Annotated in this window: 11 protein-coding genes; 2 read left to right on the top strand and 9 right to left on the bottom strand. The window is 39.6% G+C overall.

What is annotated here, in order from left to right; translation table 11 throughout:
- Positions 1–41 precede the first annotated feature (41 nt).
- Entirely contained in the window at positions 42–3506 is a 3465-nt protein-coding gene (mfd, locus tag P255_RS07290; protein WP_035365319.1) for a transcription-repair coupling factor, read from the bottom strand.
- 819 nt (positions 3507–4325) lie between these two features.
- Here mfd and P255_RS07295 point away from each other — a divergent pair.
- Positions 4326–4541: a cold-shock protein gene (locus P255_RS07295; protein ID WP_004900881.1), complete on the top strand. Its 216-nt coding sequence runs from the start codon at positions 4326–4328 to the stop codon at positions 4539–4541.
- 114 nt (positions 4542–4655) lie between these two features.
- Positions 4656–4886, top strand: a complete 231-nt coding sequence (locus P255_RS07300) for a hypothetical protein (protein ID WP_035365100.1) — start codon at positions 4656–4658, stop codon at positions 4884–4886.
- A 344-nt stretch (positions 4887–5230) separates the two neighbouring features.
- Here the strand turns inward: P255_RS07300 and P255_RS07305 are convergent, their stop codons facing one another.
- The 8 genes from P255_RS07305 to hcaE all read right to left on the bottom strand — a co-directional run bounded on the left by P255_RS07305 (position 5231) and on the right by hcaE (position 15306).
- Complete coding sequence (locus tag P255_RS07305) at positions 5231–7771, bottom strand: bifunctional diguanylate cyclase/phosphodiesterase (protein ID WP_004900880.1); 2541 nt, start codon at positions 7769–7771, stop codon at positions 5231–5233.
- Positions 7772–8971: 1200 nt separating this feature from the next.
- Positions 8972–9850 (bottom strand): DMT family transporter, encoded by an 879-nt coding sequence (locus tag P255_RS07315; RefSeq protein ID WP_035365320.1) that lies wholly within the window; start codon positions 9848–9850, stop codon positions 8972–8974.
- Positions 9851–9934: 84 nt separating this feature from the next.
- Positions 9935–11158 (bottom strand): 3-phenylpropionate/cinnamic acid dioxygenase ferredoxin--NAD(+) reductase subunit, encoded by a 1224-nt coding sequence (gene hcaD, locus P255_RS07320; RefSeq protein ID WP_004900874.1) that lies wholly within the window; start codon positions 11156–11158, stop codon positions 9935–9937.
- A 10-nt stretch (positions 11159–11168) separates the two neighbouring features.
- Positions 11169–12125: a 3-carboxyethylcatechol 2,3-dioxygenase gene (locus tag P255_RS07325; protein WP_004900872.1), complete on the bottom strand. Its 957-nt coding sequence runs from the start codon at positions 12123–12125 to the stop codon at positions 11169–11171.
- Between the two features lie 67 nt (positions 12126–12192).
- A complete protein-coding gene (hcaB, locus tag P255_RS07330) occupies positions 12193–13008 on the bottom strand; it encodes a 3-phenylpropionate-dihydrodiol/cinnamic acid-dihydrodiol dehydrogenase (RefSeq protein WP_004751818.1) in 816 nt (271 codons plus the stop codon).
- Entirely contained in the window at positions 13008–13337 is a 330-nt protein-coding gene (gene hcaC / locus P255_RS07335) for a 3-phenylpropionate/cinnamic acid dioxygenase ferredoxin subunit (RefSeq protein WP_004751817.1), read from the bottom strand. The genes hcaB and hcaC overlap by 1 nt, the downstream gene beginning before the upstream one ends.
- Positions 13337–13897 (bottom strand): 3-phenylpropionate/cinnamic acid dioxygenase subunit beta, encoded by a 561-nt coding sequence (hcaF, locus tag P255_RS07340; RefSeq protein ID WP_004900868.1) that lies wholly within the window; start codon positions 13895–13897, stop codon positions 13337–13339. The genes hcaC and hcaF overlap by 1 nt, the downstream gene beginning before the upstream one ends.
- Entirely contained in the window at positions 13894–15306 is a 1413-nt protein-coding gene (hcaE, locus tag P255_RS07345) for a 3-phenylpropionate/cinnamic acid dioxygenase subunit alpha (RefSeq protein WP_004900865.1), read from the bottom strand. The genes hcaF and hcaE overlap by 4 nt, the downstream gene beginning before the upstream one ends.
- Between the last annotated feature and the right edge of the window lie 60 nt (positions 15307–15366).

Genomic DNA, 15366 nt, shown 5'->3' on the forward strand with positions numbered 1-15366 from the left:
GAATATACGCGATTAGGCGATATATTCGAGCCACGAAAAAACTAGCTTGCAGGTAATTCCCGAATCAGTTGTGCCAAGACATCGTGCATAAAACGAATACGTTTTTCATAGTCTTCCAGCATCACCATTATTTTCAGGCGCTGTCCGCCATCCATACGAAAATACGTTGGCTGACGCTGCATCATCTGAATAATACTAATGGCTTGTACAGGCGTATCAGGTGAAAACTCAACATAACCGCCATTGCTATTTATATCAATTTTAACAATACCCAGTTGCTCCGCCTGAATTCGGATTTCATGCACGCTAAACAACTGTTTCACAGCGACAGGTAAAATCCCAAAACGGTCAATCAACTCCATACGGATATTGTCGAGTTTTTCCTGACTATTGGTATTGCTGATGCGTTTGTAAAACAGTAACCGCTGATGCACATCGCCCAAATAATCATCAGGAATGAGTGCAGGCATATGCAAGTTGATTTCCGCAGTCAAACTTAGCGGTGCATCAAAGTTTGGTGTTCGACCTTGCTGAATGGCTTTGGTGGCTTTTTCCAGCATTTCCATATACAGACTAAAACCAATCGCTTGCATTGACCCACTTTGTTTTTCACCCAGTAGCTCACCTGCACCACGAATCTCCAGATCTTCGGTTGCCAACATAAAACCTGCACCCAAAGTTGAAGCACGTTGAATAGCATCCAGACGTTTCTCTGCATCACCCTTCAAACCTTTAATCGAAGGAACCATGAGGTAGGCATAGGCTTGATGATGTGATCGACCCACACGACCACGAAGCTGATGCAACTGAGCCAGTCCGAGCTTATCGGCACGCTCAATAATCATGGTGTTGGCGTTAGGCACATCAATGCCCGTTTCCACAATAGTTGAACACACCAGGACATTGTATTCTTTATGGTAGAACTGCTGCATGACTTGTTCCAGTTCGCGCTCACGCATTTGTCCATGCGCGACTGCAACCCGCGCTTCAGGCACTAAATGGCGAAGATTTTCCGCTGTACGCTCAATGGTATCGACTTCATTGTGCAAGAAATACACTTGCCCGCCACGCAGCAATTCACGCAAAATCGCTTCTTTAATCGTGGCATCAGTCTGTTCTTGTACAAAAGTTTTCACGGCTAAACGGCGTGCAGGTGGCGTCGCGATAATCGATAAATCACGCATGCCACTAAATGACATATTTAAGGTTCGTGGAATTGGCGTGGCAGTCAGTGTCAGCATGTCCACATCGGCACGCAAAGCTTTAATCCGCTCTTTATCCCGCACCCCAAAGCGGTGTTCTTCATCGACAATCATTAAACCCAGATCTTTGAACTGGATATTTTCCTGCAAGATTTTGTGCGTACCAATCACAATATCAACCTTGCCTTCTGCGAGATCTTCAATGACTTTTTGATGAGTTTTACTTGAACCAAACCGCGATAACACTTCGATTCGAATCGGCCAGTCAGCAAAACGGTCTTTAAATGATTCATAATGCTGCTGCGCTAGCAGTGTGGTGGGTACAAGTACCGCAACCTGTTTCGAGTTCTGTACGGCGACAAACGCTGCACGCATTGCCACTTCGGTTTTGCCAAAACCCACATCGCCACAAACCAAACGATCCATCGGTTTGGCTTGTTGCATATCATATAACGTAGCTTCAATGGCATTGGCCTGATCCAGAGTTTCTTCATAGGCGAAACCACTGGCAAACTGCATATACATGCCCTGATCTAGCTCAAAACCAAAACCTGGCTTGGATTGGCGGCGCGCCTGAATATGTAAAAGCTCAGCAGCGACATCATGAATTTGTTCCAGCGCCTTACGTTTGGCTTTATTCCATGCATCATTACCCAGTTTATGTAAAGGTGCTAAATCTGGGTCACCTCCACTATAACGGCTAATCAGATTCAGGTTCGATACAGGCACATAGATTTTCGCACCATCTGCATAATCAAGCTGTAAAAATTCATGTTCCTGATTATCAATAGTTAAATTGACCAAGCCCGCATAACGCCCCACCCCATGATCAATGTGAACCACAGGTGCGCCAATGCTCAGCTCGGTTAAACTGCGAACCAGAAACTCTTCAGAAATTTCCTGCTGACGCTTGCGGCGACGCTGTACAACCCGATGTTCATACAACTGATTTTCAGAAATCACCGCGAGATGATCATGAATCACCAATCCACGATCTAAAGGCGCATTGGTAATTGCAATCGAATATTGTTCTTTTAAAAACTGCTGAAACGAATCAACTTGTGGAATATCACCAAAGCTTGAACGCAAGGCATCTTTTAAGGTTTCACGGCGCCCAGCACTTTCTGCAACCAATAACACAGGATAACTCACCGCGTCGACATACTGCTTAACGTGAATAAATGGTCGTTCTAACTTGGCATCCACAGGCAGTTTTGGCAGTGCATCAGTGGCAAGATTGATTGCCCCTGCCTTTTCAGCAATCGGATCAACTGAAACCACAATACGGCGAAACTGATTGACCTGCTCCAGAACCTGCTGTGGCTTTAAAAATAAATCCTCTGGAGGCAACAATGGCTGATCAACATTATGACGGCGGTCTTCATAACGCCGATACACATCTTGCCAGAACTGGGTCAGCCCTTCATCGAGATCATCGGTATTAATCACAATAGTCTGTTCAGGAAAGTAACTGCTGAGCATACTTTCCTGTTGCATCGCCGTTTTTTCAAAGAATAAAGGCAGATAAAACTCCAAACCAGAAGATGCGATTCCTTCTAACGCATCCTGATAAATTGGGTTTTTCTTTGGGTTTGCAGTTGGAAAACTTTCCGCATAACGTTCACGAAACAGCGCGCGAGCTTCTTTAAGTGGAAATTCTTTAGCGGGTAAAATACGGAATTGCTGAATGGTTTGCGTGGTACGCTGGGTTTCAGGGTCAAAATATTTTAACGTGTCAATTTCGTCATCAAATAAATCAATGCGGATCGGTGCTTCCTGACCTGAAGCATAAACATCGACAATGCTGCCGCGTACCGCAAATTCACCATGATCATACACGGTGTCAACAAGTTGATAACCTGCTTGAATCAAACGCTTTTTTTGTTGTTCTAGATCAAATTTTTGACCAACTTTTAAATCAAAATGCGCACCGAGTACCCAAGACACAGGTGCAACGCGCTGGGCAAAGGTCGATGCTGAAACCAGTAAAATGCCTTGCTGTGGCATATTGGCTAAAATAGCCAGTCGTTCCGAGACAATATCTTGATGTGGAGATAACCGATCATAAGGCAAAATTTCCCAATCTGGGAAAATAGTTGGTTTTAGCCCATAAAACTCAAGTTCACTTTCTAACTGTGCCAAATGCTGATTGTTGCGTGCAATCAGTACAAATAAATGCGGAAATTGTTCAGCAATTTCTTTAAATAATAGCGCACCCGCTGAACCAAGTAGCCCACCAACCCAGCGTTTTTCATGCTGTTTAAATTGGTTGAGTTTTAGTGCAGAAATTTCTTTGGTAAAAATAGACATGGAATCAAGTTTTAGTCCGTTTTTCATAGGCTAAATACTATCATGTCTACTCTAGGCTGTTCAGAATATTGCACTAAATTTCAGATTAATCTTTAAAATTTCCTGATGTTCGTGACATAAAAAATAGATTCAATGACCCAGCCAAATTTCAGTTCTGACAACACTTCACTTTTAAAAAAATAATGGATAGATTTAAACCAAAAAATTAATTTAGGACATAAAATGTCAAATATTGGCAATAAGAAGATGCCGATCTAACTTCAAAACAAATAAACTGTTCGGCTCAAGAGTTCTGTGGACTGTTATACGGATTCTATTTCCTCATGATTTATACTTTTTTATATTTTTGCCATAAAGAAAAATGGATAAAAATGCCTAATTCACACATAGATTTCATGAGACATGTTCACATAAAATTCACTTGAGCAAATAAACATCTCAGGTTAAAGCCAATATTTTATAAAAATATGTTCAATAGCATTGGTGTAATAAATCAGGAAATATATTTTTCAATTGGCTAAAAAGTTAGATTTAATTCTGATAATTCAATCTAAAGATTATTGTTTTTAAAACCATTTAATAAGAAAAACAAATAGCGCATATAAAAAAGCTTGAATATAGTTTTATTTCATGTATAGTTAGTCTAACTAGAAAAAAAGTATTGTTTAGTAAATCTTCTTTAAGTATCGTAGTTTTAGTCATAATCCTCCGTTTTTTTAAGATCTTAAGCTCAATCCTTATTATTTTTCAAAGTTAGAAATAGTCATTTAAATTTCGAAATGGCTTAAAACTCTTAAAACTCATAGGTATATTATGTCTAATTCTAATACAGTAACTGGTACAGTAAAGTGGTTTAACGAAACTAAAGGTTTTGGTTTCATTCAACAAGAATCTGGTCCAGACGTATTTGCTCATTTTAGCGAAATCGCTAATTCAGGTTTCAAGACTTTATTTGAAGGTCAACAAGTATCATTCAGCATCGCTCAAGGTCAAAAAGGCCCAAATGCTGTAAATATTGTTGCTCTATAATAATATTTAATCAAATAAAAAAGTACGTACATCGTACTTTTTTATTTCAAAAAATCTAAAATATCTTAATATTTATTCCATAATGGAATAAATACAATAACACTTGGTGTAACATTGAATCAAAATCATAACATTATTGCAAAATCTATAAATGGTACAGAAATTTTAGTATCACTCGTTCCTTTAAACAAAACACAAAGTACACGCACTGGATTTAAATCAATTGAAGTCGGCAAAAGAGTATTACTTGAATCTGGAATTGAAGTCGATTTAAATTTGGATGGTCGTAGTTTTTACACTGAATTAAATCAGTTATTTAAATTAAATTACAGAGTTATTATTTAAACTCGTATTTTAATCGTTAAAATTTAGTTAATTTGTATCATGTGATGCAACATGATAACAAATTTACTGAACACCCTTCCCTACATTTTAATATTCTTCTCACCCTGCTTTTTGTTTTATTATTTTTTCTTAGCTAGAAAAATCCTTTTCAAGTTTAAATGAACACATAAAATAGTTATCAGGATAATTTAAAACTATTCATTATTTTTAAAGCTATATGGATAATCACTCATCCATTCAAATACTTCTAAAAATCTAAAACTAATTATAAAATTCTATTCAACATCCCTCATAAGTGCTTATTTCATACAGTTTAGATTTTAATTGAATATTCATGGCTTAAATTATAATTTCAACTGGTTTATAGGAACAGGTTTTGAATAAAAATAGCCTTGAATCATGTCACATTCATATTCAGTTAGGAATTTAACCTGTTCATAAATTTCAATGCCTTCAGCAACAACCTCCAAATTGAGCTGATGAGCTATTTCAATAATCAACTTAACAATAGCCGTGTCTTGTTGATCTATAGGGAAATTTTCAAAAAAGCTTTTATCCAGCTTTATTTGATCAACAGGTAGACGGCGCAAATAACTTAAGCTTGAATAACCTGTACCAAAATCATCAAGAGAAACCTTGATACCTAAAGCACGTATCGCATGTAAGATTTCAATCGATTTTTGCACATCCGTAATCAACATTCCCTCTGTCACTTCTAATTTTAATAATTGAGGTGGAAATTGGCTCACATTTAAAATTTCTTCTAAATCATTTAAAAAATTCGTTCGATGGAACTCTAATGGTGAAATATTGACAGATACACTCAAAGGCCGTTCCCGATTTTTATTTAACTTAAAAATATCGTGACATGCTTGCTGTAAAACCCAACGACCGATTGAAACAATGTGCCCTGTCCTCTCAGCCAAAGGGATAAAAACATCTGGTGGAATAAAGCCTTTTTCTGGGTGAATCCAGCGAATAAGAGCTTCTAAGGAAGCAACTTCCCCCGTTTTAGGCTGGACTAATGGCTGATAAAACACATTGAGCTGAGATTTTTCTAAAGCTTCAGATAGGTCTAAACGTAAATTTATATAATCTATTTTAGGAAGATCATTATATTTTTCCTGATACCAACTCCATGTATTACGCCCCTGTTTTTTTGCTTCTTGCATCGAGAGAATCGCATGCTGGATTAAGTGAATACCCTGATAAATCTGGCTACAGTTTTTAGCAATCCCTATGCTGGCAGTAATATGAATTTTATGACCATCTATTTGAAAAGGTGTAGATAGATTTTTCAGTAATCTTTCCGCAAATTCGGCCACATGATCAGGAGTTTTAAAATCTAAAAGAATAATCGCGAACTCATCACCAGAGATTCGACTCAGCATGTCTTTATCTCGAATGAAATTTTTCATTCGAGTTGCAACAGCTTGCAATAATTTATCACCAACGATATGACCCAAGGTCTCATTGAGCGGACTAAAATCATCTAGATCGATATAAAGCAAATACAAATCTTTTAGGGGTTGTATATTTTTTAGCGTTTTTTCTAAGTATTCATCAAAAGCACGACGATTAAATAATCCTGTCAAATAATCATGCGTTTTTTGATATTCAATATATTCTTCATTTACCCACTCTTTCGTCACATCCTGCTGTATTCCAAGAAAGTGTGTGCAATGTCCCAAATCATCTAAAATAGGAGCTAATGTCAACTGATTCCAAAACCAGCTACCATCTTTGCGATAATTTTTAATTTTGACTTGTAATTGAGTTTTAGTGATCAAAGCATTTTTTATTTTTTTAAGTGTGTTGGCATCTGTATCTGGCCCTTTTAGGAAACGCCAATTTCTCCCTACAATTTCGGATTCTGTATAACCTGTCATTGCTAAAAATGCGGCGTTAACATACACAATCGGCATATCTGCATCTGCATGAGCAATAACTACGCCATGTGTACTATTTTGTATTGCTCTTTCTAAAAGTCTTATCCGTTCTTGATAGCGATTTTTAGCGGTAATATCTTTTGCAATCACTAAAATACCAACAATTCTTTTATTATGCTTGATTGGCAAGTTAGTTATCTCAAGCCACAATAACTCTCCTGAAGCATGGTAGGCTTGTAATTCGTAATGCTGCGATTCTCCTTTTAAACTATGTTCAAAAGCAGTTTTTACCGTCTCTAGCGAAGTTTCTGGTACAAAATTAAAATAATATTGCCCTTTAATCTCATTTCCTAAAAAACCCGTTATTTTCTCGAAAGCTACATTTGCAGAAACGATGTAGCCTTCAAGATTTACTTCAAATACCGCATCTGGCTGATATTTAAAAAATGAGCTATATTTTTCATTAATCAGTAATTTTTGCTCTCTTTCACGATCAATATCAATTGCCAGAGAAACTAAATGGGCAGCACGTTCCAATAAGTTAATTTCAATATTTGAAGGCTTTCTAACTGTTCTATAGTAAGTTGCAAAAGTTCCATACAAGTCTCCATCTGTACTGATGACAGGCATTGACCAACATGAAGTCAGTTTTTCTGTTAGAAGAATATCCCGTAGAGCTTTCCATTTAGGATCAGTGATTAAATTTTCAGAAATAACCAGATCTTTATGAAAAGCTGCTGTACCACATGCACCACTTTGCGCTTGAACAGGAAATTCTTTTAGCATTTCTAGATATTCAGGAGAAAAGTGTTCATGACCACAAACCAAATTTAATACACCATTTGATTTATCGTAAAGCATGATCGAAACAATAGCATCTTGAATCTGTGACTCTAACCACGCAGTAATTGCCTCTAGAACAATTCGCAGGTTATCTCCTTGACTAATGAGCTGAAATATATGGCTATTATCTTTACTAATAAATTGACTAGCCATTAAAGTCTCCCATTGGTTTAGAAATTAGCCTTATGCTGATTTTACATATGAAATATTTCTTTAAAATATATAACTGCACAAAAAACGATCAAAAATAAAGCTGTTTTAACGATAAAATTTAAGGTTTTTCATTCAACGTTGAGAGTGATCAGCTCACTTATATCGTGTTCTTTGATTCATACAAAATAATAAAGAAAGCCGAATATAATGCACCTATCAAGAAAATTTGAAATCGCATTTGCAAATCATCAAATCTATATGTCAAATCCATTTCCAACACCCCAATTTAACCTAGTCTTTTGGCTTTTATCTTGCGATAGAAACATTTTTTCGTAAGTAAATTTCACTTCTCGCCCTCTGAGAGGGTTTGCATCAAACTGGGTGAGCAACGAAAAGTACACCTCAAGTCGTGTTTTTAAACATACAGTTACTACAACATTTCACATAACAGGCTAAACAATAAACAAATTTTAGCATAACTCAATTTTATGCACCTAGACAATAAAAATCAAAGATTTTTTAAAAAACAAATTAATTCAATCAGTTATTTTTTAAAAAAATATCCATTATTTTACCAATTGTTTTATAGCTATTTTTATTTTCATAACCAGTTTACATTAAGCATCTTTGATTTAGACTTTCGCTCCCTGTGAAAGACAGACAAATAATGAGCTAAAGCAGGATGAAAAAATTTATACATAGAAGTGAGTAATCGTGATTTTCTATTATTGATCATTGTTTAGCTTAAGAAAAAATCGGGGTTGAGCTTGTAGGATATTAGATCAAATAGAGAGATAAAAAGCGAAAATTCCCCGCTACTGTATCAACAAATATTTAACAGTAGCGGAGATAATTTTCTATTTTTTAATGATTAGCAAATTCTAAATTTTGCACCCGTATGAGTGTTTGTACGCCAGCAAGTCTCTTTCTTATGCTTATGCACATGGTGTTTGTATGTTTTGTGGTGCACTGTTTTTTTATAATGATGGGGCTGCGCAAATACACCTGTGGTTGCTGTCGCGAGCATCATAAGTAATACAAGTTTTTTCATTTTATTTCCTTATTACCAGTTTGAGTCAAAAATCAGCATGTTTGATGATCAATCAACAATAAAAACAGAATAAATCAAAAACTTGTATACACACCACCTTTGTGACGATTAAACGGCTTTTATCGATCCATCATAATCATTCAGCCAAGCTAGGTTTTTCTGAAATAACAAAGAATCCCGATCACAACCAGCATGACACCAAACCATGCACTTACATTAAGCTGTTCATGGTTAAATACCGCACCTAAAATTAAAGCAATAATCGGTGTGATCACATTACTCAAGGCGATGGTTGCAGGCTTTAATTCCCGAATCAGCCAGAAATAGCACAGCATCGCAATAATAGATGAAAATAATATCGTAAATGCAAAGCCAAGCATGCTGTGTAAGTCAGGAAGGTGGCTTGGCATATGCTGATAAATAAAAGGAATCAACAGTAAAGATGCCAATGCTGAAACCAGCAAAGAGCCTGTGGCCTGTGATATCGGCGTGAGTGGCGCTGCAATATGCTTGACCCAAAATATAGAACTAATATAAGAAATAATACTGATGAAAATTAATACGATACCAATCGGCTGTACCTGATTTCCAGTTTGATCCGCAAAAACTACAATCAAACCCAAGACCGCCATTAACATGCCTCCCCATTGTATGAGAACGAGATGCTGATTTTTTAAAATAAAATGCCCGACCAGCCCAGAAACTAATGGTGATAACCCAAATAACAAAGCCATTAATCCCGAGGTTAAATAACGAGCTGCCAGATAAATAAAAAGTTGAGCACCGATTAAATTTAGGCTACCTGCGACATAACTCGTGAGTGACTGACGATCTAGTGGCAAGGGATTACGAAAGATGATGAGCAAAATAACCGCTAAAATAGATGCACCTACATAGCGAATAATTAAAACCCACAGCGGATAAACCTGATGCACACTCCATACAATTGCCAATGGCGTTGCTGCCCAGATCAGGACAAGGGTGGCATAAATTGCAATGTGGGTAAAAGACGTCGATCCCTTAGACATAAACATGAATCATATCCATAAAATCAATCAACCCATGCCTAAAACAGCATGGGTTGATTACATGTAAGCCTGTTGTGATTGAGCTCAGGCAACCTTGCGTAAATCAATCGCGAGATTCAGCAATGTTTCTGCATCAAACGGTTGTGCTTTCGCAATCATTTTCTTCAAATGGCGCATTTCTTTTGCTTGATTGACAGTAATGCCCGCAACCAGAATTCCGTTGCGCGTTCCGAACATCACAAAGCTGGCATTTCTACCCTGCTCAATATCCATCTCACCACGAATATGCCATTCTGTAGCCGTCATATCGCCAGCAAACTGAAAGTTCATATCAAGCTGGTCTGTCCAGAACCATGCAGGAGTTTGTTGCGCCAATGGATTACCCATGACATGACGCGCAAAAATTCCCGCTTGCTTGTTGGCATTTTCCCAGGTTTCAATACGACGATACTGCTCATCTTCGACCAACTGTGTTGCAACATCACCAGCCGCATAAATATCAGGATCAGAGGTTTGGCAATACTGATTGACGCGAATGGCAAAATCGACATCGAGACCTGCTTCACGTGCTAAATCAGCATTGGGTACAATCCCAATTCCGTAAATAACGACATCACCCGTCAACTGCTGGCCGTTTTCCAAGGTGAGAATCACTTCTTGGTCACGCAATTCAGCCTGTACCAGTTTGGTATTCAGTTGAATGTCAATGCCTGCACGTTGATGCTGTTGCAGTAAAAATTGGCTCAGATTGAGTGGAGAACAACGACCCATGACCATTGCACCCTGTTCAAGTACTGTGACCTGACAGCCTTTTGCACGGGCACTAGAAGCCAACTCTAAACCAATGACGCCACCACCCACGATCAAGATGCGTTTCTCAGGTTGCAATACAGGAATCAGTTTCTGTGAATCTTCAAGATTCCGTAAAGTATAAACATGTTGACCTAGAGCATCTAACATCGGTAAACGGCGTGCTGAACCACCTGTTGCCAATAGCAATTTGTCATAATGAATCACATCACCACTTTGTAAAACAAGCTGATGTGCTTCAGGCTGAAGTTTGACTACAGCATTATTGCGAATCACTTTGACATTGAGTTCGGCAAGTTTTTGTTCAGAGAGAATTTCCAGCTTGGTTTGCTCTGGCTGTAAAATTGCGTCTTTAGATAGCGGTGGACGTTCATACGGTAGATGAGGTTCATCACCGATCAAAATAATTTCACCAGAAAATTGCTGTGCGCGTAACTCTAAAATTGCACTTGCGCCCGCTTGACCTGCGCCTACAATTACAATGGTTTGAATACTCATGTTTTGTCCTTTATTTCAAATTGGCTGTGACAATGCCAAAACCCGCAATCCATTCTGAAATGGCTTCATAACAATGAACTTTCATTTCATAGTCACCCAATGCTGAAAGCGCTGCAAAAGCGGCGATCCATGCCCGAATCTCTTGTCCACCACGTCCACCTTCACGACGGATATCGGCTTCAGTCATTTTTTCAATAGCTTCAAAATCAGCATTTTGAAAAATATCTAACAGCTGTTTATCCCATTCTGGATTGAGTGGAACTGAAACTGAAGTATCACCTGCAGCAAGACGTTGCCCCACAGCAATGACTTTGGCTTGACGAGCGTTACGTGCTTCTGTAGTCGGGTGGCGACCTGCAATCAGGAATTCTTCCACTTCTGGAGGTACAGACCCCATTTGTGGTGTTGGTGGATCATGCGACAATCCTCCAGTGCCCAAAATGAGTACGCGTTCATTTTCAAGGTTAAGAGACTGAATAAATGAGCCTACAGCACGGCCAAGCGCAATCGCACGTTTTGTGGTTGGCAGTGGCGCTGCTGCACCATTGACAAAAACTGGAATCGTCGGGTAACGATCAAGCTGTCCTTCACATAAAAAGTGTAAGGGTTGAGTGACCCCATGATCTGCCTGCATTCGGTAAGAAAATGCAACATCAACACCTTCATTCAGGACATGGCGCACAAGTTGTAGCGCGGTTTGCTCAGGTACATTGAGTTTTCCTGGGCCATAATCCCAATCGCCTGCAGCAGTAGCCCGAAGGCCAACACAGAAACTTGGCATCAGGTCATAAAAGAAACCATTAAAATGATCGGGACCAAAAGTAATAATCAGGGTTGGATCATATTGCTTTAACTCAGCCGCCAAAGCCTTAAACGTTGCACGAACAACTTCTTCCTGACGCTTCTCAATCGGTGAAGCGAACTCCATCAGTGGGCTATGAGATGCACAAATCAGTTTAACAGCCATGTTGAACTCCAAAAACTAGATCGCCAACAGGCGATCTATGTGGGTCTAGAGGACTAGACCTTTAGGATTAAACGTCAAAGAAGCCTGCATTGGGCTGACGTAAACCACGAATACCTAGACCACAATCGGCATTAATAAATACGCCAGATAATGGACGGTTATTTTGTCGAGAAGCTAACAGAACATAAGAACCTGTCATATCTTCTGCTTCAGGTAAGAATTTGAGTGGCATACCTTGACCAATCCGCTCAGGATCACGCGCATCGAGCAGTCCAAGATTTTCCTGCCCCAATGATGCTGCACCTTTGACATTGACATTCATGCCCGAAGGCGCAACAGCATTGACACGGATTTTAGGTGCCAGTTCATACGCCAGTTCACGCACCAAACCAACACCAGCATGTTTTGATGCAGTGTAAATTGGCCCACCACCTGATGAATAAAATGCAGAATTTGATAAGGTGAAAATCATGGAACCTTCGGTTTTTAACAATTCATTCAGTGCTGCTTTAGCACCGAGCAAATAACCTTTGGTGTTAATACTCATGATTTCATCAAATGCCGTTTCTAGCTGCTCGCCTGACATATTGACAACATCGGCATAGTGATCCCAGATTCCAGCATTACCAATAAAGCAGTCGAGTTTGCCAAAACGTGCCACTGTCGCTTCAACAGCACGAACATTGTCGGCATATCGAGCAACGTCACCTGTCACCGCAACAATACGATCACCAAAGCGAGCGATCAGTTCGTCAACTTTGGACTGAGAGCGCTGCAACACAGCAACCTGCGCGCCTTCATTTAAAAAACGTTCTACCAGTGCCAGACCAAGTCCCGAACCGCCGCCTGTAATCAGTACGACCTCTCCTTGCAACCAGCCCATTATGCCACTCCTGAGAGTTCGACAAATAAAGCACCATCTTCAACGACGACAGGAAAAGTCTGAATCGGGTCAGTCGCTGGCACACATTGCGGTACGCCAGTTTTTAAACAGAAACGAGATGAATGTAACGGGCACTCTACAGTACCATCGTCTTCCAGATAGCCTTCTGACATTGAGGCATTGCCATGGCTACACTTGTCATTCATCGCAAAAAATTCGCCATTAAAATTGAAGACAGCAAGTGCGGCAATATCGCCTACACCGCAGTCCACTTTTAATGCTTCACCTTCATCAAGTTCATCAACCTGACAAACGAATATCTTATTCATTAGAAAAACACCGTAATGTTGTGGGATGTTAAAGTTGCCTGATCGAGCGTGATGTCACGTTTAGCAATGCTCCAGCCTAAACTGCTCTCTTCATTTTTACGGATTAAATCAACCCGTTTCCCCACATAAATCAATACGTCTTTTTCTTTTTGCGAGCGATAAAGCAAATAGTTGCTATATACCAGATATTCATCTGCTTGCTCAGTTGGCTCTACCCGAATATTAGTAATAAGATGGCGGGTACGTGATGGAGGCTCTTCCGACCATGACATGCCAGTTTCTAATTTTGCAATACGACGCTCCAACACAAATTTATCGTCGTGATAAATCCAAGTTGAAGGCGGCGCAATACTTTTACGACGGTCACGAGTTTGAGCATTCGTCGTTGTTTTGAGTGTGTAGAGCATGTCTTCACTCAAAATATCTAGCCAGTCACGAAACTTCCAGTCATCTAGCAATTGTGCTTCGGCATATAAAAACTGGCTAATATCATGGTAAAGCTCTAACCCAATAGAACGCCATACTGGTTGTGGTTTTAACACGTCAACGACCTGATTCATTTCGCAAGCTCCGTTTCATCTGCGATAGCAACAGCCGAATCATTTTTTGCCAAAAGGCTTTGCTCATACGCTGCTGTAGCTTTTTCTACATCTTCCCATTTTTCATGCATCAGCAAGTTTGCCCAGTGGCGATACATACTGCGTGCAGCCGTTTCCGAGAAAATATGGTTAGTAATACCAGGCACGTCATCGCGTAGCTCTTCATTACCCAGACCCATTTCCATAATCAGCTTGCTATTACGCGCTTTATAACCACGAAGAACTTTCTGGATTTCAATCCAGTTTTCGCCATCATCTGCTTCAGCAAAACCTGCAGGACCAAATGCACGACAAGCATTCAGCTCCATCGCTTCTTTAATATGTTGTGGTGCAGCCTTGTCTGTAATACAAAATGCCCAAACTTCAGTTTTGTCTGGACCACGTGGATGCCAGATCCGCATAGTGGTCATACCGTTTAGCCAAGACAAGGTTGGGAACATGGTGTTATGTCCCGCAAGACGTAAGGCACGAATTTCACCAAGACGTTCTTTAGCTTCTTCATAAGTTTCACGGAAATAATCAGCAACCTGACCATCTACCCAGAAGTTAGCATCTGGTTTTTCAGTTAAGAAAAAGCCTGAACCATGACCACGTTGACCATATTGCACACAGTTTTTAACGGTTTCCCACACTGGACGTGCCGTTTGTGCTGCACCAAGTGTTTTACTTGAGTCATCACCTGGTTTACCGCCCAAGACCTGTACTGCAGAAGCATGTGAATACGGTGCATGATATTGGTCTGAAGCAAACTGTTCTGCTGCAAATTTCCAGTTACAGTTAATTTCCCATTTATGGATACCACCAATAACTTCTGAACCGCCTTCACGACGATCGATCAACGCATCGAGATACCAAGCGATATCTCCCATATAAGTACGTAGATCAGGTGTATCCTCTGCCCAGCAACCGAAAATCAAACCTTTATAGATTTCAACACGATTGACTTCAACAAGGCCCCATTTCCCTTTGCATGAGCCTTTTGGAAAAGCAACATTTTCTAATGGAATATCTTTTAAAGAACCATCAACACCATAAGACCAGCCATGGTATGGGCAAGTGAATGCACGGGTATTCCCACAGTCTGCATAACTCACGCGCATAGAACGGTGACGGCACTGGTTCAAAAATGCCTTAACTGAACCATCTTTTTGACGGACGACAATAATCGGGTCTTCACCCATATAAGTATTAAAAAAGTCACCAGCCTTCGGAATCTGGCTTTCATGACAAAGAAATAGCCAACAACGCCCAAAAATACGCTCTAATTCAAGTTGATATAATTCAGGGTCAGTGTAAATAGAGGGTGAAATACGTCCATTTTGTGCATCGACTAAGGCATCGATTTCACGCACATCAATTTTTCCACTCATGATCATCGCTCTCCTGCTGCCGCCATCAAATCAAAAGATGGTGGAATCTGTTGGCGTTGA

Origin of the sequence: Acinetobacter brisouii CIP 110357 (assembly GCF_000488275.1) — a bacterium.
Classification (GTDB): domain Bacteria; phylum Pseudomonadota; class Gammaproteobacteria; order Pseudomonadales; family Moraxellaceae; genus Acinetobacter; species Acinetobacter brisouii.